Annotated in this window: 18 protein-coding genes; all 18 read left to right on the top strand. The window is 70.0% G+C overall.

The features are described from left to right. The first annotated feature begins 22 nt into the window (after positions 1-22). Genes AC3WQM_RS19010 through AC3WQM_RS18925 form a run of 18 tightly spaced genes read left to right on the top strand, consistent with a single transcriptional unit; the run spans position 23 to position 21,300 of the window. On the top strand, positions 23-1,336 hold the full coding sequence (locus AC3WQM_RS19010) for an aromatic ring-hydroxylating dioxygenase subunit alpha (RefSeq protein ID WP_492680855.1): 1,314 nt from the start codon (positions 23-25) through the stop codon (positions 1,334-1,336). Continuing rightward, the gene (locus tag AC3WQM_RS19005) at positions 1,336-1,824 is read left to right on the top strand and encodes an aromatic-ring-hydroxylating dioxygenase subunit beta (RefSeq protein WP_492680853.1); all 489 of its coding nucleotides are present in this window, start codon (positions 1,336-1,338) and stop codon (positions 1,822-1,824) included. Before AC3WQM_RS19010 ends, AC3WQM_RS19005 begins: the two co-directional genes overlap by 1 nt. Before the next feature lie 7 nt (positions 1,825-1,831). After that, positions 1,832-3,457 (top strand): AMP-binding protein, encoded by a 1,626-nt coding sequence (locus tag AC3WQM_RS19000; RefSeq protein ID WP_492680851.1) that lies wholly within the window; start codon positions 1,832-1,834, stop codon positions 3,455-3,457. After that, a complete protein-coding gene (locus tag AC3WQM_RS18995) occupies positions 3,454-4,626 on the top strand; it encodes a thiolase family protein (protein ID WP_062475018.1) in 1,173 nt (390 codons plus the stop codon). The genes AC3WQM_RS19000 and AC3WQM_RS18995 overlap by 4 nt, the downstream gene beginning before the upstream one ends. Beyond that, complete coding sequence (locus tag AC3WQM_RS18990; RefSeq protein WP_492680849.1) at positions 4,623-5,876, top strand: SDR family NAD(P)-dependent oxidoreductase; 1,254 nt, start codon at positions 4,623-4,625, stop codon at positions 5,874-5,876. The genes AC3WQM_RS18995 and AC3WQM_RS18990 overlap by 4 nt, the downstream gene beginning before the upstream one ends. 16 nt (positions 5,877-5,892) lie before the next feature. Beyond that, a complete protein-coding gene (locus AC3WQM_RS18985) occupies positions 5,893-6,708 on the top strand; it encodes a cyclase family protein (RefSeq protein ID WP_056571816.1) in 816 nt (271 codons plus the stop codon). Next, positions 6,705-7,439: an SDR family NAD(P)-dependent oxidoreductase gene (locus tag AC3WQM_RS18980; RefSeq protein ID WP_095950537.1), complete on the top strand. Its 735-nt coding sequence runs from the start codon at positions 6,705-6,707 to the stop codon at positions 7,437-7,439. The genes AC3WQM_RS18985 and AC3WQM_RS18980 overlap by 4 nt, the downstream gene beginning before the upstream one ends. 56 nt (positions 7,440-7,495) lie before the next feature. Beyond that, positions 7,496-8,662, top strand: coding sequence for an ABC transporter substrate-binding protein (locus AC3WQM_RS18975; protein WP_492680847.1), 1,167 nt, complete (start codon positions 7,496-7,498; stop codon positions 8,660-8,662). 37 nt (positions 8,663-8,699) lie between these two features. After that, positions 8,700-11,156 (top strand): penicillin acylase family protein, encoded by a 2,457-nt coding sequence (locus AC3WQM_RS18970; RefSeq protein ID WP_492680845.1) that lies wholly within the window; start codon positions 8,700-8,702, stop codon positions 11,154-11,156. A 43-nt stretch (positions 11,157-11,199) separates the two neighbouring features. Next, entirely contained in the window at positions 11,200-12,342 is a 1,143-nt protein-coding gene (locus tag AC3WQM_RS18965) for an ABC transporter substrate-binding protein (RefSeq protein WP_492680843.1), read from the top strand. A gap of 26 nt (positions 12,343-12,368) precedes the next feature. Further along, positions 12,369-13,688, top strand: a complete 1,320-nt coding sequence (locus tag AC3WQM_RS18960) for an aromatic ring-hydroxylating dioxygenase subunit alpha (protein WP_492680841.1) — start codon at positions 12,369-12,371, stop codon at positions 13,686-13,688. Further along, positions 13,685-14,149 carry an aromatic-ring-hydroxylating dioxygenase subunit beta gene (locus tag AC3WQM_RS18955; RefSeq protein ID WP_492680839.1) on the top strand — a complete coding sequence of 155 codons (465 nt, stop codon included), beginning with the start codon at positions 13,685-13,687 and terminating at the stop codon, positions 14,147-14,149. The genes AC3WQM_RS18960 and AC3WQM_RS18955 overlap by 4 nt, the downstream gene beginning before the upstream one ends. 39 nt (positions 14,150-14,188) lie before the next feature. Continuing rightward, complete coding sequence (locus tag AC3WQM_RS18950; protein WP_492680837.1) at positions 14,189-15,352, top strand: ABC transporter substrate-binding protein; 1,164 nt, start codon at positions 14,189-14,191, stop codon at positions 15,350-15,352. Positions 15,353-15,407: 55 nt separating this feature from the next. After that, positions 15,408-16,463 (top strand): branched-chain amino acid ABC transporter permease, encoded by a 1,056-nt coding sequence (locus AC3WQM_RS18945; RefSeq protein WP_492680835.1) that lies wholly within the window; start codon positions 15,408-15,410, stop codon positions 16,461-16,463. After that, positions 16,460-18,247, top strand: a complete 1,788-nt coding sequence (locus tag AC3WQM_RS18940) for a branched-chain amino acid ABC transporter ATP-binding protein/permease (protein WP_492680833.1) — start codon at positions 16,460-16,462, stop codon at positions 18,245-18,247. Before AC3WQM_RS18945 ends, AC3WQM_RS18940 begins: the two co-directional genes overlap by 4 nt. Beyond that, a complete protein-coding gene (locus AC3WQM_RS18935; protein ID WP_095950531.1) occupies positions 18,244-18,975 on the top strand; it encodes an ABC transporter ATP-binding protein in 732 nt (243 codons plus the stop codon). The genes AC3WQM_RS18940 and AC3WQM_RS18935 overlap by 4 nt, the downstream gene beginning before the upstream one ends. Beyond that, positions 18,965-20,554 (top strand): ATP-dependent acyl-CoA ligase, encoded by a 1,590-nt coding sequence (locus AC3WQM_RS18930; protein WP_492680831.1) that lies wholly within the window; start codon positions 18,965-18,967, stop codon positions 20,552-20,554. Before AC3WQM_RS18935 ends, AC3WQM_RS18930 begins: the two co-directional genes overlap by 11 nt. After that, a complete protein-coding gene (locus AC3WQM_RS18925) occupies positions 20,551-21,300 on the top strand; it encodes an SDR family NAD(P)-dependent oxidoreductase (RefSeq protein ID WP_492680829.1) in 750 nt (249 codons plus the stop codon). Before AC3WQM_RS18930 ends, AC3WQM_RS18925 begins: the two co-directional genes overlap by 4 nt. Positions 21,301-21,335: the final 35 nt, after the last annotated feature.

The raw sequence follows: 21,335 nt of genomic DNA, 5'->3' as shown, positions 1-21,335 counted from the left end.
CCAGGAAGGAGCCAGGAGAACCATGCCTTCGTACCGAGACAACCCCGATGCCGTTCGCGCGCTCGTGCAGAACGACCGCGTGCACCGCGACCTGTACACCAGCCAGGAGCTCTTCGAGCTGGAGCAGGAGCACTTCTTCGCCAACACCTGGAACTACGTCGGCCACGAGAGCCAGCTGCCGAAGTCGGGCGACTGGATCACCAACGAGATCGCGGGCCGCCCGCTGATCGTCGTGCGCCACAGCGACGGCAGCGTGCGCGTCATGATGAACCGCTGCGCCCACAAGGGCTCGCGCCTGGTCAACGGGCCCTGCGGCAACACCGGCAAGTTCTTTCGCTGCCCGTACCACGCCTGGACCTTCAAGACCGACGGTGCGCCGCTGGCCATTCCGCTGAAGACCGGCTACGAGCACACGCAGCTGCACGAGTGCGAGTCGGGCAAGGGCCTCACGCCGGTGAAGCACGTGCGCAGCCACCGCGGCTTCATCTTCGTGAAGATCAACGACGCGGGCCCTGACTTCGACGAGTATTTCGGCGATTCGCTCAGCTCCATCGACAACATGGCCGACCGCTCTCCCGAGGGCGAGCTGGAAATCGCCGGCGGCTGCCTGCGCTTCATGCACCAGTGCAACTGGAAGATGTTCGTCGAGAACCTCAACGACACCATGCACCCGATGGTGGCGCACGAGTCGTCGGCCGGCACCGCCAAGCGCATGTGGGCCGACAAGCCCGAGGACGAGCCCAAGCCCATGGCCGTGGAGCAGTTCGTGCCCTTCATGTCCGACTACAAGTTCTTCGAGGACATGGGCATCCGCACGTATGACCACGGCCACAGCTTCACGGGCGTGCACTTCAGCATCCACAGCAAGTACAAGGCGATCCCCGAGTACGACGACGCCATGAAGGCGCGCTACGGCGAAGAGAAGACGGCGCAGATCCTGGGCATGGCGCGGCACAACACCGTGTACTACCCGAACCTCACGATCAAGGGCGCGATCCAGGCGATCCGCGTGGTCAAGCCCATCTCGGCCGACAAGACCCTCATCGAGAGCTGGACCTTCCGCCTCAAGGGCGCGCCGCCCGAGCTGCTGCAGCGCACCACCATGTACAACCGCCTCATCAACTCGCCGTTCTCGGTGGTGGGCCACGACGACCTGCAAGCCTACCGCGGCATGCAGGCCGGCCTGCACGCCAGCGGCAACGAGTGGGTGAGCCTGCACCGCGACTACGACGCCTCGGAGCTGAAGGGCGGCGAGATCACCACGGGCGGCACCAACGAGCTGCCCATGCGCAACCAATATCGAAGCTGGGTGCAGCGCATGACGGAGACGATGTAATGGCCGTCGTCAATATCACCCGCCAGGACCTCATCGACTTCGTCGTCAGCGAAGCGCGCCTGCTCGACACCCGCCGCTACGAGGAATGGAACGCGCTCTTCACCGACGACGCGTTCTACTGGATCCCGCTCGTGCCCGACCAGGAAGACGGCCTGAACCACACCTCGCACCTGTACGAGGACAAACTGCTGCGCGAGCTGCGCATCGAGCGCCTGAAGAGCCCGCGCGCGTTCTCGCAGCAGCCGCAAAGCCGCTGCCACCACCTGCTGCAGGTGCCCGTGGTCGAGACCTTCGACGCCGAGGCCCAACGCTTCGTGGTGCGCACCGAATTCCACTACACCGAGTCGCAGGGCGACGAACTGCAGTTCTACGTCGGCACCTTCTTCCACCACCTCACGGTGCAGGACGGCGCGCTGCGCATGACGCTCAAGCGCGTCGACCTGCTCAACTGCGACGCGGCGCTTCCGGCCGTGCAGCTCTTCATCTGAGGACGCGATGACCCACGCCACCGTCCACCAGGTGTTCGCCGCCACGGCCGCGCGCACGCCACAGGCCGAATTCCTCTTCACCGAATCGGTGACCGCCGCCGCCTACGGCATCGCCGCCGGCGCCATCCGCTGGGGCGAAGCCGCCGCGCAGATCGAACGGCTGCGCACGGCCTACGCACAGGCCGGCTATGGCCACGGCCACCGCGTCGGCCTGTTGCTGGAGAATCGGCCCGCCTTCATCTTCCACTGGCTCGCGCTGAACGCGTTGGGCGCGAGCGTGGTGCCGATCAACGCCGAGATGCGCTCGGCCGAGCTGGTCTACCTCATCGGCCACAGCGAGATCGGCCTGGCCGTCACGCTGCCCGAGCGCGCCGCCGACCTGCAGGCTGCCGCCGCGCAGGCCGGCGTCGCCTTCGAGACCATGGGCCCCGACGATGCCGTGCCGCCAGCGAAGACCGCCGCGCCGCGCGCCGGCGAGCCCGTGGGCACCGACACGGAATGCGGCCTGCTCTACACCTCGGGCACCACGGGCCGGCCCAAGGGCTGCATCCTGAGCAACGCGTACTTCCTGCGCGCGGGCGAGTGGTATGCCGCGCTCGACGGCGTGTGCAGCATCCGCCCCGACGCCGAACGCGTGATCACGCCGCTGCCGCTCAACCACATGAACGCGATGGCATTCTCGACCATGGTCGTTCTGGTCGCGGGCGGCTGCCTCGTGCAGCTCGATCGCTTCCACCCGAAGAGCTGGCTGGCCAGCGCGAAGGAAAGCGGCGCGACCATCGTCCACTACCTGGGCGTGATGCCCGCGATGCTGCTGTCGGCCCCCGCGTCGGCGGCCGACCGCGACCACGCGATCCGCTGGGGCTTCGGCGCCGGTGTCGACCGCAAGAACCACGCGCCCTTCGAGGAACGCTTCGGCTTCCCGCTGGTCGAGGCCTGGGCCATGACCGAGACCGGCGCGGCCGCCTGCATCATGGCCAACCGCGAGCCGCGCCTCGTGGGCACCAGCTGCTTCGGGCGGCAGGAAGACTTCGTCGAGATCCGCCTCATGGGCGAGGACGGCAGCGACGTGGGCACCGACATGCCCGGCGAACTGCTGGTGCGCTCGGCCGGTGCCGACCCGCGCCGCTATTTCTTCTCCGGCTACCTGAAAGATGAAGACGCCACGCGCGAAGCCTGGGCCGACGGCTGGTTCCACACCGGTGATCTCGTGCGCCGCGATGCCGACGGCAACTTCTTCTTCGTCGATCGCAAGAAGAACGTGATCCGCCGCAGCGGCGAGAACATCTCGGCCGTCGAGGTCGAGAGCGTGCTCAACCAACACCCGGCCGTGAAAACCTCGGCCGTGGCCGCCACGCCCGATGCGGTGCGCGGCGACGAAGTGCTCGCCTGCATCGTGCTGCGCGACGACAGCAATGCGTCGCAGCGCGAAGCGGTCGCGGCCAGCATCGTCCAGCATGCGCTGGCGCAGCTGGCGTACTACAAGGCGCCGGGCTACGTGGCCTTCGTCGACGCGCTGCCGCTCACGCCTTCCCAGAAGATCCAGCGCGGCCAGCTGCGCGAGATGGCGCAGTCGCTGCCGGGCCAGGGCCATTGCATCGACACGCGCTCCATGAAAAAGAGGCAGGCATGACGAAACGACGGCTCTCCTATGAAGGCGTCGCGGTCGCGGTGCCCGTCACCGTGCCCTACGTGCGCTACTCCACGCGCACCGCGCACTGGTTCGTCGGCCAGGCCATCGACGCGCTGGTGCAGGCCAGCGGCGTGGCCAAGGAGCAGATCGACGGCCTGTGCCTGAGCAGCTTCTCGCTCGCGCCCGACACGGCCGTGGGCGTCACGCAGCACCTGGGCCTGTCGCCGCGCTGGCTCGACCACATGCCCACCGGCGGCGCCTCGGGCGTGATGTGCCTGCGCCGCGCGGCGCGCGCCGTGCAGGCGGGCGATGCCGACATCGTCGCCTGCGTGGGCGCCGACACCAACCACGTCGACTCCTTCCGCCAGACGCTGGGCAGCTTCAGCAACTTCGCGCGCGATGCGAGCTACCCCTACGGCTCGGGTGGGCCGAACTCGATCTTCGCGTTCATCACCGCCAACTACATGCGCACCTACGGCGCCACGCGCGAAGACTTCGGCCGCATCTGCGTCGACCAGCGCACCAACGCGCTGGGCAACCCCAACGCCATGTTCAAGAAGGGCCTCACGCTCGACGAGTACATGGCCGCGCGGCCCATCTCCGACCCGATCCACCTGTTCGACTGCGTGATGCCCTGCGCGGGCGCCGACGCCTTCCTCGTGATGAGCGAGGAGCGCGCGCGCGACCTGGGCCTGGCGCACGTCGTGATCCGCGGCGCCATCGAGCGCCACAACGCCTACGCCGAAGACCCGGTGATGGTGCAGGGCGGTTGGCGCAAGGACCGCGACGACCTCTACGCGCAGGCCGGCGTGCAGCCCGCCGCGCTCGACTTCGTGCAGACCTACGACGACTACCCCGTCATCGTGATGATGCAGTTCGAGGACCTGGGCTTCTGCGAGAAGGGCGAAGGCTCGGCCTTCGTGCAGGCGAACACCATGACCTTCGACGGCAGCTTTCCGAACAACACCAGCGGCGGCCAGCTCTCGGCCGGGCAGGCCGGTGCGGCGGGTGGCTTCCTCGGCATGGTCGAGGCGATCCGCCAATTGACGGACCAGGCCGGCGCCCGAGCCGTGCCCAACGCCCAGCTGGGCCTCGTCGCCGGCTTCGGCATGGTGACCTACGACCGCTGCCTGTGTACAGGCGCGGTCATCCTGGGGAGACCCGCATGACGATGCCGATGATGCGCCCCCCGCGCAAGAACCCCGTGCTGCGCACCCGGCAGATGAACCTGCCGCCCGGCGCCCGTGGCCGCGTGGCGCTCGGCCTCACGGCCGCCGCCGCCGAAGGCCGCTTCGAGCTGCAGACCTGCGAGGACTGCGGCACGGTGCAGTACCCGCCGCGCGAGGTCTGCCACAAGTGCCTGTCGTCGGCGCTGCGCTGGCGCCAGCAGAGCGGCGAGGGCGCGCTGCTCGGCAGCACCACGCTGCACCACAGCAACGACCTGTTCTTTCGCGAGCGGCTGCCCTGGCGGCTGGGCCTGGTGCACCTGGATGCCGGCCCCACGCTCATGGTCCACCTGCACGGCGAAGTCGGCGATGCGCCCACGCGCGTGCGTGTCGGCGCCCGGCTCGACCGCGCCGGGCAGGCCGTCCTCATTGCTTTTCCGACTGAAGGGAGTCCCCACATGGCCGACGACAAGATGCTGCGCGAAATGACCAGTGACCCGAAGTTCCGCAAGGTGCTGGTGACCGACGGCAAGACCGAGACGGGCCAGGCCCTCGTGCGTGCGCTGGTGAAGGCCGGCGCCGACATCGTGTGGGTCGGCCATGCCGAACCCTGGAAGAAGATGGGCGACGGGCTGGACGACATCTCGGCGCTGCCGCAGGTCACGCTCGTGCCGCTGGACCTCACCAACGGCCGCCAGGTGACCGAGCTGGCCGGCTCCATCGGCGGCAAGGTCGACATCGTGATCAACAACGCCGAGGTGCACCGCACCTTCGGCATCGCTGCGCGCCGTGGCACCGACGTGGCCAAGGCCGAGATGGACATCAACTACTTCGGCCTGTTGCGCCTGGCGCAGGAGTTCGGCCCCGCGCTCAAGGGCCGCTCGGCCGACGGCGCCACGGGCGCGACCGCGTGGGTCAACCTGCTGTCGATCTACGCGCTGAGCAACTTCCCGCCGCACGGCACCTTCAGCGCCTCGAAGGCCGCGGCGCATTCGCTCGCGCAGTGCCTGCGCGCCGAGATGCGGCCCGCCGGCATCCGCGTGATCAACGTGTTCCCCGGCCCCATCGACGACGAATGGAACCAGCACACGCCGCCGCCCAAGCTGGCGCCCACCGCACTGGCCAACGCCATCGTGAAGGCGCTGCGCGACGGCGTGGAAGACGTGTACCCGGGCGACGTGGCGCAGGAGTGGCTGGAGCGCTGGCGCGACAACCCGAAGGTGCTCGAACGCGAACTGGCCGCTGGCGGCTGAGCAGAGGAATCACACGATGACCACGACCACCAACGAACTGATGTCCGCCGCCGAAGTCCTCGGCAGCCTCGTGACCGCCATGGCCAGCGGCCGCATCCGCGTGATCGACCTCACGCAGACGCTCACGCCCGAGTTTCCTCAGATCGCGCTGCCGCCCGAGATGGGCCAGTGCTGGCCCTTCCGCATCGAGGAGGTGTCGAAGTACGACGAGCGCGGCCCGGGCTGGTACTGGAACAACTTTTCCTGCGGCGAGCACACCGGCACGCACTTCGACGCGCCGATCCACTGGATCTCGGGCCGCGACCTGCCGAACAACTCGGTCGACACCATCCCCGTGCAGCACTTCGTGGCGCCGGCCTGCGTGATCGACTGCTCGCCGCAGGTGAAGGACGACCCCGACTACCTGCTGACGCTCGAAGACATCGAGGCCTACGAGGCCGCGCACGGCCGGATCCCGAAGGGCGCGTGGGTGCTCATGCGCACCGACTGGTCCAAGCGCACCGACCCCGAGGCGTACCAGAACTTCGACGAGACCGGCCAGCACACGCCCGGCCCGAGCACCGAGGCCGTGCGCTTCCTGGTCGAGCAGCGCGACGTGCTGGGCTTCGGCTCCGAAGCCATCGGCACCGACGCCGGGCAGGGCTACCACCTGCGTCCGCCGTACCCCTGCCACTACTACATGCACGGCGCGGGCCGCTACGGCCTGCAGTGCCTGAGCAACCTCGACCTGCTGCCGCCGTCGGGCGCGGTGCTGATCTGCCCGCCGCTGAAGATCGAGAAGGGCAGTGGCAGTCCGCTGCGCGTGCTGGCCCTGGTGGGAGCGACGGCATGAGCGCCGCCGCACCCAAGGTCGCGGCCGTCACCGGCGGCAGCGCCGGCATCGGCAAGGCCATCTGCGAAGACCTGCTCGCGCAAGGCTACGAGGTGGTCTCGCTCGCGCGCCGCAAGGCCGAGATCGACCACCCCAAGATGCACAGCCTCGAGGTCGACCTGGCCGACCGCGCCGCCACCGGCCAGGCCGTGCGCGAACTGGTCGAGCGCTTCGCACCGACCACGATCGTCCACAACGCCGGCGTCATCCGCGCCGCGCTGCTGCCCGACGTGAAGCTCGACGACCTCGATGCGCTGGTCGACCTGCACCTGGGCTGCGCCATCCAGCTCGTGCAGGGCGCACTGCCCGCGATGCGTGCGCAGCGCTTCGGCCGCGTGGTGCTGCTGTCGTCGCGCGCCGCGCTGGGCCTGGCCACGCGCACCAGCTACTCGGCCACCAAGGCCGGCATGCTGGGCATGGCGCGCACCTGGGCGCTGGAGCTTGCGGCCGACGGCATCACGGTGAACGTGGTGGCGCCGGGCCCGATCCGCACCGACATGTTCTACGACGTGGTCGAGGCCGGCAGCGAGAAGGAGCGCGCGCTCGCGGCCTCGGTGCCGGTCAAGCGCCTGGGCGAATCGGCCGACGTGGCACGCGCCGTGCGTTTCTTCGCCGCGCCCGAGAACAGCTTCGTCACCGGCCAGGTGCTGTACGTGTGCGGCGGCACCAGCGTCGGCAGCCTGGCCCTCTAGTTTCATTTCAGCGTCCGTTTCGTTCCGTTCAAAAACATCACCTCTGGAGCATCGCCATGAAAGTCCTGAACCGAATTCGCACCCTCGCGGCCGTCGCCGCGGGCCTCGGCGCGCTGAGCGCCGCCAGCGCGTGGGCCGCCGATCTGAAGGTCGGCTTCATCACCTCGCTGTCGGGGCCGGTGTCGTCGCTGGGCATTCCGTACGAAAAGGGCATGAAGGCCGCGCTCGCCTACAAGGCCGACCTGGGCGGTCGCAAGATCCAGCTGGTGCAGCTCGACGATGCGTCCGACCCGACCACGGCCGCGCGCAACGCACGCAAGATGATCGACGAGGACAAGGTCGACGTGATCATCGGCACGGCCGGTTCGCCCGGCGCGCTGGCCATTGCCGGTGTGGCGCGCGAAACCAAGACGCCGCTGATCTCCATCGCCAACGCCAACCTGCCGGGCGAGGAGGGCGCGTGGATGGTCACGCTGCCGCAGCCCGCGCCGCTCATGGTGAGCGCGGTGGTCGAGCGCATGAAGAAGTCGGGTGTGAAGACGGTGGGCTACATCGGCTTCTCCGACGCCTGGGGCGACCTGGTGTACGGCGCGCTGCAAAAGAGCGCCGAGCCGGCCGGCATCAAGATCGTGTCGAACGAGCGCTATGCGCGCGGCGACGCCTCGGTGACCGGGCAGGTGCTCAAGATCGTGGCGCTGCGCCCGGACGCGGTGATCACCGGCACCTCGGGCACGCCGGGCGCGCTGCCATACCTCGCGCTTTCGGAGCGCGGCTACAAGGGCCAGATCTACGGCATGCACGCGCTCATCAACCCCGACTTCGTGCGCGTGGGCGGTGCCTCCGTCGAAGGCCTGCTGGCCCCCACGGGCCCGGTGATCGTGGCCGAGCAGCTGCCGAGCGACAACCCGATCCGCAAGGTGTCGATGGACTTCCGCGCGGCCTACCAGAAAGCCAACGGCGCGCCGCCGACCGACGCCTTCTCGGCCTACACCTTCGATGCATGGCTGGTGTACCTGGACGCGGCCCAGCGCGCGCTGGCCACCAAGGCCGAGCCCGGCACGCCGCAGTTCCGCCTGGCGCTGCGCGATGCCATCGTGAGCACCAAGGAGCTGGTGGGCACGCACTCGGTCTACAACTTCAAGCCGACCGAGCGCTACGGCTCGGATGAGCGTTCGCGCGTCGTGGTGAAGCTCGAGAAGGGCCAGTGGAAGCTGGTGCCCTGAACGCCCTCGCGTCGATCCGATGAACGCCGCCCACCCCATGCACCCGCTTCTTCGTTCCCTGCGTCGCCGGCGCGCGACCGGCACCGTGCTGTTCGCCGCCGCGCTGCTGGCCGGCTGCGCCGCGACCGCACCCGGCGGCAGCGGTGAAGTCACCATCAAGCGCGACCGCTACGGCGTGCCGCACGTCTACGCCAGCGACACGCGCGGCCTGTTCCACGGCTTCGGCTATGCCGTCGCCGAAGACCGGCTCTACCAGCTGGAGATGGCGCGGCGCTCGGGCAACGGCAGCGTGGCCGAGGTGCTGGGGGCCGAGTTCGTCGCGACCGACAAGGCCACGCGCGCCAACATCGATCCGGTGTCGATCCGCCGCCAGATCGATGCGCTGAACGCGGACGACCGCGCCATGTTCGAAGGCTACGCCGCGGGCGTCAACGCGCGCATCCGCGACGTGCTGGCCGACCGCGCGAAGTTGATGCCGCGCGAGTTCATCGACAACGGCTTCGAGCCCGCGCCCTGGACCGCCGACGACGTGGCCATGGTCTGGATCGGCCTGATCCTCAACCGCTTCTTCGCGGGCACCGCCGAGGTCGCGAACCTCTCGCTGCTCAACCAGCTCAAGGCCGCGCGCGGCGACGTGGCCGGCCTGCAGCTGTACGAGCAGCTGCGCTGGCTCGAAGACCCGACCGCGCCGACCATCGTGCCGCGCGGCACCGCGAACCGGCTGGCAAGCGCCGAGCCCGGCGACGCCGCGCTCGCGCCGGTCTCCACGCAGGCCGCGGCCGATTTCCGCGCCACGCAGGTCGCTCGCATGGGCCTGGCCGCCACCGAAGGCATGCCGACCGCCAGCAACGCCTGGGTGCTCGGCCCCTCGCGCACCAAGGAAGGCGTGGCCGTCTTGTACAACGGTCCGCAGCAGGGCTTCAACAACCCGTCGTTCGTGCACGGCATCGGCCTGCACGGCGCGGGCTACGACCTCACGGGCCTCACGCCCATCGGCCTGCTGCCGGTGCTGTTCGGCACCAACGGCACCATCGCCTGGGGATCGACGGTGGGCTCGCTCGACACCAACGACATCTACCAGGAAGAACTGAACCCGGCCAACCGCCACGAATACAAATACGACGGCGCCTACCGCCCGATGACCCGGCGCACCGACGTCATCCGCGTGAAGGGCGCCGCGCCGCAGAGCGTGGACATCTACGCCACGGTGCACGGCTTCGTGCAGAGCTGGGACGTGGACAACGCCCGCGCCTACACCGCGCGCAGCACCTGGCAGGGCCGCGAGGTCGAGACCATGCTGGGCTGGGCGCGTGCCGCAGGGGCGCGCGACTGGTCGGGCTTTCTTGCGCAGGGCGAGCGCGTGGCCGCGTCCATCACCTGGTTCTATGCCGACGTGGCGGGCAACATCGGCGCCGTGGGCCTGGGCCGCATGCCGCGCCGCCCGGCCACGCAGGACATCCGCTTTCCCGCGCGCGGCGACGGCAGCATGGAGTGGCAGGGCAGCCTGCCGTTCAGCGCCAACCCGCGCGCCTACAACCCCGCGCAGGGCTACCTCGCGAGCTGGAACAACCAGATCGCCGAAGGCCTGCGCGCGGACGGCGCGAACTTCTCGCACGTCGACCGCGTGGCCGAGATCCATGCGCAGCTGCAGGGCACGGCGAAGCTGGGCGCCGACGAGATCTGGCGCGTGAGCCAGGGCGCGGCATTGGCCGACCTGAACGCGCGCTACTTCGTGCCCCTCATCGTCGACGCGGCCAAGGGCCTGCCGGCCGGCGACCCCGCCCGCCGCGCGGCCGACCTGCTCGCCAACTGGGACCTGAAGAACCGCGTCGCCCCGGGCGGCGAGGTGTACGACAACCGCGCCACCACCGTGCTGCGCGCGTGGCTGGGTGCGATGTCGCGGCGCCTGCTGGCCGACGACCTGCCGCCGGCCGTGTTCGCCACCTACGCCAACCTCGGCTACCCCACGCTCACGCCGCGCGGCTCGCCGGGCAGCGCCCAGCCCGCGGCCGTGGCCAAGCTGCTGTGGAACGCGCTGAGCGGCCCGGCCTCGGGCGTGCCGCAGCGCCACGACTTCTTCAACGGGCAAGACCCGCGCACGATGGTGCGCGCGGCGCTGACCGATGCGGTGGGCGAGCTGCGCACGCGCCTCGGGCCCGACATGGCCGCGTGGACCACGCCCGTGGTGCGGCACCGCTTCTCGCGCATCAACGCCATCGGCGTGCCGTGGGCCGGCGCGGGCGACGAGCCCGAGGTCAGCCCCTACATGAACCGCGGCACGCTCAACTACCGCGTCGTGCTGCGCCCAGGCGCGCTCGACATGTGCTCGGTCGCCGCACCGGGGCAGAGCGGTTTCGTGAGCCCGGCCGGCGTGCGCGACCGCCATTACGCCGACCAGCTGGCGCTGTTCGAGCGCTTCGAATGCAAGCCGGAGCGGCTCACGCCCGCGCAGGTCGATGCCGACCTCGAATCGCGCCGCACCTTGCGCTACTGACCCGTCCCTCGTCCCCATTCCAACCCCCGAAGAGGAAGCTCTCATGAAGAAAATCTCCCGCCTTGGCCTCGCGCTGCTGGCCGCCTTCACCGCCGTCGGTGCGGCGGCGGCAGACCTCAAGATCGGCTTCATCAGCTCGCTCTCGGGGCCGGTCGCGGCGCTGGGCGTGCCCTACGAGAAGGGCATCCGCGCGGCCATCGCCGAGCGGCCCGAGATCGGCGGGCGCAAGGTGCAGCTCATCGTGCTCGACGACGCATCGGACCCGACCACCGCCGGGCGCAACGCACGCAAGCTGGTGACGGAAGACAAGGTCGACGTGCTCATCGGCACCTCGGGCGTGCCGGGCGCGATGGCCATCGCCTCGGTGGCGCGCGAGCTCAACACGCCGCTCATCTCGCCCACGCCCGTGACCATCCCGGGCGCGGACGGCGCATGGACCGTCACCGTGTCGCAGCCCTTCCCGCTCATGGTGGCGGGCGTGGTCGAGCGCATGCAGAAGTCGGGCGTGAAGACGGTGGCCTTCATCGGCTTCTCGGACGCGCTGGGCGACCTGGCCTACGACTCGCTCGTGAAGAGCGCCGCCACCGCCGGCATCAAGGTGGTGGCCAACGAGCGCTATGCGCGCAGCGACTCGTCGGTGGCCGGGCAGATCCTGAAGATCGTCGCGGCGCGGCCCGACGCGGTGTTCGCGGGCAACTCCGGCACGCCGGGCGCGCTGCCCTACCTGGCACTGGCCGAGCGCGGCTACAAGGGCAAGATCTACGGCACGCACGGCCTCATCAACGCCGACTTCGTGCGCGTGGGCGGCACGGCCATCGACGGCCTGCAGGTGCCCAGCGGCCCGGTGCTCGTGGCCGACCAGCTGCCCGAGAGCAACCCCATCAAGAAGGTCGCGATGGGCTTTCGCGCTGCGTACCAGAAGGCGAACGGCGCGGTGCCCACCGATGCCTTCTCGTCGTACACCTACGACGCTTACCTGCTGCTGGCCGACGCGGCCTCGCGCACCAAGGGCGAGCCCGGCACGTCGCAGTACCGCACGGCGCTGCGCGATGCCATCGTGGGCACGAAGGAGCTGGTGGGCACGCACGGCATCTACACCTTCAAGCCCGACGACCGCTATGGCTCGGACCAGCGCGGCGTGGTCATCGTGCAGATGAACAAGGGCCAGTGGAAGCTGGTCCCCTGATCTCGGTCTAACCGAAGCCCACCGCCATGACCGCCTACCGCAACCGCCCCGATCTCGTCGCGGCGCTGGTCCGCGACGACCGGGTGCACCGCGACCTGTACCTCAGCGACGAGCTGTTCGCGCTGGAGCAGGAGCGCCTGTTCGCCCGCACCTGGGTCTTCCTGGGCCATGCCAGCCAGGTGCCGGCGGCGGGCGACTTCGTCACGCAGGAGATCGCGGGCCGCCCGCTGCTCATGGTGCGCCAGCCCGACGGCGCGGTGCACGTCATGTACAACCGCTGCGCCCACAAGGGCACGCAGCTCGTGACAGACGAGAGCGGCAACACCGGCCGCTTCTTTCGCTGCCCGTACCACGCGTGGACCTACAAGCTGGACGGCGCGCCGCTGGGCCTGCCGCTGAAGAACGGCTACGAGGGCACGCAGCTCAAGGCCTGCGAGTCGGGGCAGGGGCTGTCGGTGGTGAAGCACGTGAAGGTGTACCGCGACTTCGTGTTCGTGCGCCTGTCCGACACCGGCCCCTCGTTCGAGGACTATTTCGGCGAGGTGCTCGGCGCGCTCGACAACATGGTCGACCGCTCGCCCGAGGGCAAGCTCACCGTCGGCGGCGGCGTGCTGCGCAACGTCGTCCATTGCAACTGGAAGATGTACCTGGAGAACATCAACGACACGGTGCACCCGATGTCGACGCACGAGTCGGCCACCAAGGCCGCCGAGGCGCTGTGGGAAGGGCATGCGCCCACCGACCCCAAGCCGATGGCGATGGAGCAGATCCTGCCCTTCGGCTCGGGCTACGAGTTCTTCGACCAGATGGGCGGGCGCGTGTTCGCCAACGGCCACAGCGTGCTGGGCGTGAACTTCAGCATCCACTCCAACTACGCCCAGCTGCCCGAGTACGAGGCCGCGATGCAGGCCGCGCACGGCGCGCAGCGCGCTGCCGACATCCTGCAGCGCTCGCCGCAGAACTCGGTGCTGTACCCGAGCCTGTCGGTCAAGGGCTCGCCGCAGGCCATCCGCGTGATCCGCCCGCTGGCGGCCGACCGCACGCTCATCGAGGCCTGGAGCTTCCGCGCGGCCGGTGCGCCCGCGCTCCTGTTCGAGCGCGCCATGAGCTACAACCGGCTCGTGTTCTCGCCCATGTCGGTGGTGGCGCACGACGACGTGCACCTGTTCGAGAGCATCCAGAAGGGCCTGCGTGCCGGCGGCAACGAGTGGATCAGCCTGCACCGCAACCACGACCCGGCCGAGACGCAGCAGGCCACGGTGACCACCAACGGCACCAACGAGCTGCTCATGCGCAACCAGTTCCGAGCCTGGGCCCGGGCCATGACGCCGGAGGTGGCGGCATGAACGACCCGCGCGACTTCATCGCCCAAGAGGCGGCCCTGCTCGACGCGCGCCGCTTCGACGACTGGCTGGCCCTGTTCGCCGACGACGGCCACTACTGGGTGCCGCTGCTCGGTGCGGCGCAGGCCGATCCGTTCTCGCACAACTCGCTGGCCTACGAAGACCGGCTGCTTCTGCAGCTGCGCGTGGAGCGCCTGAAGAACCCGCGTGCGCATTCGCAGCACCCGGCCAGCCACAGCCAGCATGTGCTGCAGCCCTCGCGCATCGAGGAAGAGGGCGCCGACGACGTGCGCCTGCGCACGCCTTTTCTCTACATCGAGGCGCGCGGCGACGACCAGCTGCTGCTGAGCGGCACCGCCCGCCACCACCTCGTCCGCACCCCCACGGGCTGGTCCATCCGCGAGAAGCGCATCGACCTGCTCAACGCCGCGCGCCCTCTGCCGGCCATCCAGTTGTTCATCTGAGTTTCTGTTCCTTCCATCCTTCCTCACTGGAGCTACGACATGAAGAACCTGATGCAGACCTTGACGCGCGGTGCCCTCGCCGCGGCGCTGACCGCCTGTGGTGTGGCGAGCGCACTGGCGGCCGACCTCAAGGTCGGACTCAGCGTGTCGCTGTCGGGGCCCAACTCCTCGCTGGGCGTGCCGTACGCCAAGGGCATGCAGGCCGCGCTGGCCTACAAGGGCGAGGTCAACGGCCGCAAGATCCAGCTCGTGGTGCTGGACGACGGCTCCGACCCGACCACGGCCGGGCGCAACGCGCGCAAGCTCATCGAGGACGAGAAGGTCGACGTGCTCATGGGCACCTCGGGCGTGCCGTCGGCCATCGCGATGGCGCAGGTGGGCAAGGAGGCGAAGACGCCCATGATCGGCCTCACGCCCATCCTGCTCGACCCCAACGAGAACCCGTGGGTGATGACGGTGGCGCAGCCCACGCAGCTCATGATCGACGCGGTGGTCGAGCGCATGAAGCGCAACAACGTCAAGACCGTGGGCTACATCGGTTTCTCCGATGCCTGGGGCGACCTGGTGTACGAGGCCCTGAACAAGGCCGCGCCCGCCGCCGGCATCAAGGTGGTGAGCAACGAGCGCTACGCGCGCGCCGACGCCTCGGTGACCGGCCAGGTGCTGAAGATCGTGGCGCTGCGCCCCGACGCGGTGATGACCGGCGGCGCCGGCACGCCGGGCGCGCTGCCGTTCCTGGCGCTGCAGGAGCGCGGCTTCAAGGGCGGCGTGTACGGCCAGCACGGCCTGATCAACCCCGACTTCGTGCGCGTGGTCGGCGCGGCCGGCCAGAACGCGCTGATGCCCACGGGCCCCGTGATCGTCGCCGAGCAGCTGCCGGCCGACTACCCGACCAAGAAGATCGCGACCGACTTCCGCGCCGTGTTCCAGAAGGTCAACAACGCACCCACGAGCGACGCCTTCTCGGCCTATTCGTTCGACGGCTGGCTGGTGTTTGTGGACGCCGCCTCGCGCGCCATGAAGAAGGCCGAGCCGGGCACGCCCGAGTTCCGCGTGGCGCTGCGCGACGCGATCTTCAGCACCAAGGAGGTGGTCGGCACGCACGGCGTCTACACCTTCAAGCCCGGCAGCCTGTACGGCGTGGACGAGCGCGCCCGCGTGATCGTCAAGCTCGACAACGGCCAATGGAAGCTCGCCCCTTGAATCTCCTGTTTCCCTTCACGACAACGACAACGATGACTCCGACAGAGGTTTTTCTATGAACTGGGACGTGGCATTGATCCTCGTCACCGACGGCCTGGCCAACGGTGCCGTCTATCTGCTGGCCGGGCTCGGGCTGGTGCTGATCTTCTCGGTCACGCGGGTGGTGTTCGTGCCGTTCGGTGACATCGCGGCCTTTGCCGCGCTGTCGCTGGCGGCCTTCGAGACCGGCCGCGTGCCGCCGACCATCGGCATGGTCGCGGTGCTGGCCGTGCTGGCGCTGGCCACTGAGATCGGCAGCCTGCTGCGGCGCGGCGAGGCCGCGCGCATACCGAAGGCGGTGCTGACCTGGGGCGTGCTGCCCGCCATTCCGTGCGTGCTCGCCTGGCTGGCGGCGCGGCCCGGCGTGCCGGTGGCCGTGCACATCGCGGTGGCGGTGCTGCTGGTGGTGCCCATCGCGCCGCTGCTGGCGCGCGTGGTGTTCCAGCCGATCGCCGATGCCTCGGTGCTGGTGCTGCTGATCGTGTCGCTGGCGCTGCACTTCCTGCTGTCGGGCCTGGGCCTGCTGTTCTTCGGGCCTGAAGGCTCGCGCACCACGCCGCTCACGAGCGCCGTGTTCACGCTGGGCGACGGCTTCACGGTCAGCGGCCAGGTGGTGCTGATGGTGGGGGCGGCCGTGGTGCTGAGCGGGCTGTTCTTCCTGGTGTTCGAGCGCACGGTGGCCGGCAAGGCGCTGCGCGCCACGGCCGTGAACCGCGTGGGTGCGCGGCTGGTCGGCATCCGGCCGGTGCGCACGGCGCTGCTGGCCTACGGCTGCGCTTCGCTGCTGGCGGGGCTCATCGGCGTGCTGATCGCGCCGGTGACCACCATGTACTACGACTCGGGTTTCATCATCGGCCTGAAGGCCTTCGTGGCCGCGATCATCGGCGGGCTCGTGAGCTACCCGATGACGGCCATCGGCGCGCTGGCGGTCGGCGTGGTCGAGAGCTTCGCGTCGTTCTGGAGCGGCGCGCTGAAAGACGTGATCGTGTTCAGCCTGCTGATCCCGGTGCTCATGCTGCGCTCCTTCATGGCGGCCCATTCGGAAGAGGAAGAAGACGAGGTGGACCAATGAACGGCAACACCAAACGCATGGCGTGGATCGCGGCGGTGATCGTCGTGCTGGCCCTGGTGCCGGCCGTGGCGGGCAGCTTCACGGTCTCGCTGCTGAACGACATCGGCATCGGCGCGCTGGTGGCGCTGGGCCTCGTGCTGCTCACCGGCGTGGGCGGCGCCACCTCGTTCGGCCAGGCGGCCTTCGTGGGCATCGCGGCCTACGCCACGGCCTGGCTCACGACCGCGCAGGGCCTGTCGCCGTGGCTCGGGCTCCTGTTCGCGCTGCTGCTCACGGGCCTGTCGGCGCTGGCCATCGGCATGCTCACCTTGCGCCTGGGCGGGCACTTCCTGCCGCTGAGCACCATCGCCTGGGGGCTGTCGATCGCGATGCTGTTCGGCAACGTCGATGCGCTCGGGCGCCACACGGGCCTGTCGAACATCCCGGCGCTGCAGATCGGCGGCTGGTCGCTGGCCGATCCGCGCGCGATGTACTACCTGATCTGGGTGGTGGTCGGGCTGGCTTGCCTGTTCAGCCACAACCTGCTGCAGTCGCGGCCCGGCCGCGCGATTCGCGGGCTGCGCGGCGGCGCCACGCTGCTGGCCAGCGTGGGCGCGGATGCGTACCGCGTGCGGCTGTCGCTGTTCGTCACGGCGGCGCTGTTCGCGGGGCTGGCGGGCTGGCTCTATGCACACATGAACCGCTTCGTGAGCCCGTCGCCCTTCGACGTGCGCATGAGCATCGAGTACCTGCTGATGGCCGTGGCCGGCGGGCTCGGGCAGCTGGCGGGTGCACTGGTGGGCGCGGCCCTGGTGCTGGTGCTGAAGAACGGCCTGCAGGACGTGCTGCCGATGCTCACGCAGCGCGCGGGGCAACTGGAGGCCGTGGCCTTCGCGGCGCTGTTCATCCTGCTGCTGCACTTTGCGCGCGGCGGCGTGATGGGCCTGCTGCGCCGCTGGACGCGCCGGCGCGCCGCGCCGCAGGGCGCCTCGCGCTACACCGGCGCGCCGGTCGAGCCGCTGCCGCACCGGCAGCTGCCGGCGCGCGGCACGCAGGTGCTGTCGGTCAACGGCGCCGTGAAGCGCTTCGGCGGGCTGGTGGCAGTGAACGACGTGAGCTTCGACGTCAAGGCGGGCGAGATCATCGGCCTCATCGGGCCCAACGGCGCGGGCAAGTCGACCATGTTCAACCTGCTGACCTGCACGCTGCCGATGAGCGCGGGCCAGGTGCGCTTTCTCGAGCACGACATCGCCGGCATGCCGCAGCGCGCGGTGGCACGGCTCGGGCTGGCGCGCACCTTCCAGCACGTGAAGCTGCGCCCGCACATGAGCCTGCTGGACAACGTGGCGCTGGGCGCGCACTCGCGCACCCGCTCGGGCATCCTGAAAGCGGGCCTGCGGCTGGACCGCACCGAAGAAAGCCAGATCCTGCAGGAGGCGCAGCGCCAGCTCGACCGCATCGGCCTGGGCGACCGCGCGCACGAGCTTGCGGGCAGCCTGCCGCTGGGCACGCAGCGCATCCTGGAGATCGCGCGCGCGCTGGCCGCCGACCCTGTGCTGCTGGTGCTCGACGAGCCCGCGGCCGGCCTGCGCCGCAAGGAAAAGATGGCACTCGGTGACCTGCTGCGCAAGCTGCGCGAGGAGGGCGTGACCATCCTGATCGTCGAACACGACATGGACTTCGTGATGAAACTGGTGGACCGTCTGGTGGTGATGAACTTCGGCTCCAAGCTCGTGGAGGGCGTGCCTTCGGCGGTGCGCGCGGACGAGCGTGTGCAGGCGGCTTACCTGGGGAGCGTTGTATGACCGCGATGCTGGAGATTGGCGATCTGCATGTGTCGTACGGGCAGGTCGAAGCCGTGCGCGGCGTGTCGCTCGACGTGCAGCGGGGCCAGATCATCTCGGTGATCGGCCCCAACGGCGCGGGCAAGACCACGCTGCTGGCCGCGGCCATGGGCCTGCTGCCGTGCAAGGGCACGCTGCGCTTCGAAGGCGAAGACCTGCAAGGGCTCGACGTGGAGTCGCGCGTGGAGCGCGGACTGTGCCTCGTGCCCGAGCGGCGCGAGCTGTTCGGCGAGCTCACCGTGCTCGACAACCTGCAGCTGGGCGCCTACGCCAAGCGGCTGCGCGGCGACGCGATGAAGCGGCAGCTGCAGTCGGTGTACGACCGCTTCCCGCGCCTGGCCGAGCGCCGCGCGCAACGCGCCGACACGCTCTCGGGCGGCGAGCGGCAGATGCTGGCGGTGGGCCGCGCGCTCATGTCGGCACCGCGCCTGCTGATGCTCGACGAGCCCAGCCTGGGCCTGGCGCCGCTGATCGTGCGCGACATCCTCACCATCGTGCGCAAGCTGCGCGACGACGGCGTGTCGATCCTGCTGGTGGAGCAGAACGCGCGCGCCGCGCTCGAAAGCTCGGACGAAGGCTATGTGCTGGAGACGGGAGAGATCGCGCTCTCGGGTGCTTCCGGTGACCTCGCGAGCGACCCGCGCGTGCAGGCCACCTACCTCGGCGGAGGCACGCACGATGACGAGTGACCCGCGCGCGGTGCCGCCGGCGCAGCGCACGCTGCCCGCCATGCTGCAGCGGCAGGCGGCGCTGTTCGGCAGCCGACCGCTGCTGCGCATCGCGGGCCGGCAATGGACGCATGCCGATGCGGCCGATGCGGCGGCCACGCGCGCCGGTGCGCTCGCGCAGCACGGCGTGGCGCGCGGCGACCGCATCGCCGTCATGTGCGGCAACCGCATCGAGTTTCTCGACACCTTCCTCGGCGCGGGCTGGCTCGGTGCGTCGGTGGTGCCGGTCAACACCGCGTCGATGGGGCCGCAGATCGAATACTTCCTCGCGAACAGCGAGGCGAAGCTGCTGGTGATCGAGGCGGGTTTTCTCGAGCGGCTGGCGACGGCCGACCTATCTCGCACGGCGCTGCGCGAGGTGTGGGTGGTCGGCGAGGCCGAAGCGCCGTGGACACCGCCCGCCGGCGTGCGCGTGTCGGCCTACCCGCCGGGCGCGCAGGCCCTGCCGCCCGCTGCGGTGCAGCCGGGCGACCCGCTCGCCATCCTCTACACCTCGGGCACCACGGGCCCGGCCAAGGGCGTGATCTGCCCGCAGGCGCAGTACTTCTGGTGGGGCGTGAACAGCGCCGAGGTGCTCGGCGTGGGCCGCGACGACGTGCTGTGCACCACGCTGCCGCTCTTTCACATCAACGCGCTCAACACCTTCGCGCAGGCCGCGCTCACCGGGGCCGAGGTGGTGTTCGAGTCGCGCTTCTCCGCCTCGGGCTTCTGGCCCGCGATGCGCGCCAACGGCGCGACCGTGGTCTACCTGCTCGGCGCGATGGTGCCCATCCTGCTGGCCCAGCCCGAAGGCGAGGGCGAGCGCAACCACCGCGTGCGCACCGGCCTCGGGCCCGGCGTGCCCGCGGCCGCGGGGCAGGCCTTCAAGGCGCGCACGGGCGTGGCGCTGCTCGAAGGCTACGGCTCGACCGAGACCAACTTCGCCATTGCCACCGCGCCAGATTCGCCGCGCGGTGGCGTCATGGGCTGGCTGCGCCCCGGCTTCCAGGCCTGCGTGGCCGACGAGGACGACGTGCCGCTGCCGCCCGGCGAAGCCGGCGAGCTGCTGCTGCGTGCGGACGAACCGTACGCCTTTGCCAGCGGCTACTTCCACATGCCCGAGAAGACCGTAGAGGCCTGGCGCAACCTGTGGTTCCACACGGGCGATCGCGTGGTGCGCGATGCCGATGGTGCATTCCGTTTTGTCGACCGCATCAAGGACGCGATCCGCCGGCGCGGCGAGAACATCTCGTCCTTCGAGGTCGAGCAGGTGCTGCTGAGCCACCCCGGCGTGGCTTCGTGCGCGGTGTACCCCGTGCGCTCCGAGCTGGCCGAAGACGAGGTGATGGCCGCGCTGGTGGCGCGCGAGGGCATCGTCATCGACCCGGCCGAGCTGGCGCGCTTCTGCGAAGGCCGCCTGCCGTACTTCGCGGTGCCGCGCTACATCGACCTCTTGCCCGACTTGCCGCGCACCGAGAACGGCAAGGTGCAGAAGTTCAAGCTGCGCGAGCGCGGCGTGGGGCCGCAGACCTGGGACGGTCGGCCCGCCAAAGCCGGATGACGCACGCCACCGCGCTTCCACTGGCAGGGCGCGTGGCCTTCGTGACCGGCGCGGGGCAGGGGCTGGGTGCGGCCATTGCGCGAGCCCTGGCGCAGGCCGGTGCGCGCGTGGCGGTGGCGGATATCGACGAAGCCAATGCACAGGTCGTTGCCGCCGAAGTGAACGGCCTCGCATTGCCGCTCGACGTGCGCGATGAACAGGCCTTCAACGTCCGCTTCGCGCAGGCCGTGGCGCACTTCGGCGCGGTCGACATCCTGGTCAACAACGCGGCGCGCACGCCGACCACCTCGCTGTGGGACATCACGCCCGCCGAGTGGGACGACGTGCTTGCCATCAACCTGCGCGGCAGCTTCTTCGGCTGCCGCATCGCGGGAAGGCACATGCGCGAGCGTGGTGCGGGCCGCATCGTCAACCTGGCCTCGCTGGCGGGGCAGCAGGTCAGCAGCGCCACCGGCGTGCACTACGCGGCCAGCAAGGCCGGCCTGCTGGCGCTGACGCGTGCCTTTGCGCAGGAGCTGGCGCCGCACGGCGTGACCGTGAACGCGCTGGCCCCCGCCGCCATCGACAGCCCCGCGCTCGCCGCGCTGCCACCCGAGCGGCAACAGGCGCTGAAGGCCGGCATCCCACTCGGCCGCTTCGGCCTGGCCGACGAGGTGGCCGCCGCCGTCGTCTACCTGGCCTCGCCGGCCGCGGCCTTCATGACCGGGGCGACGCTGGACCTCAACGGCGGCCGTTTCATGCGGTAGCACCCTGCTGGTGCGCAAATGGCTAAAATGATTCA

This window comes from Variovorax sp. FW301-JW7, assembly GCF_058788795.1.
This window is presented reverse-complemented; position numbering and strand designations above follow the sequence as displayed.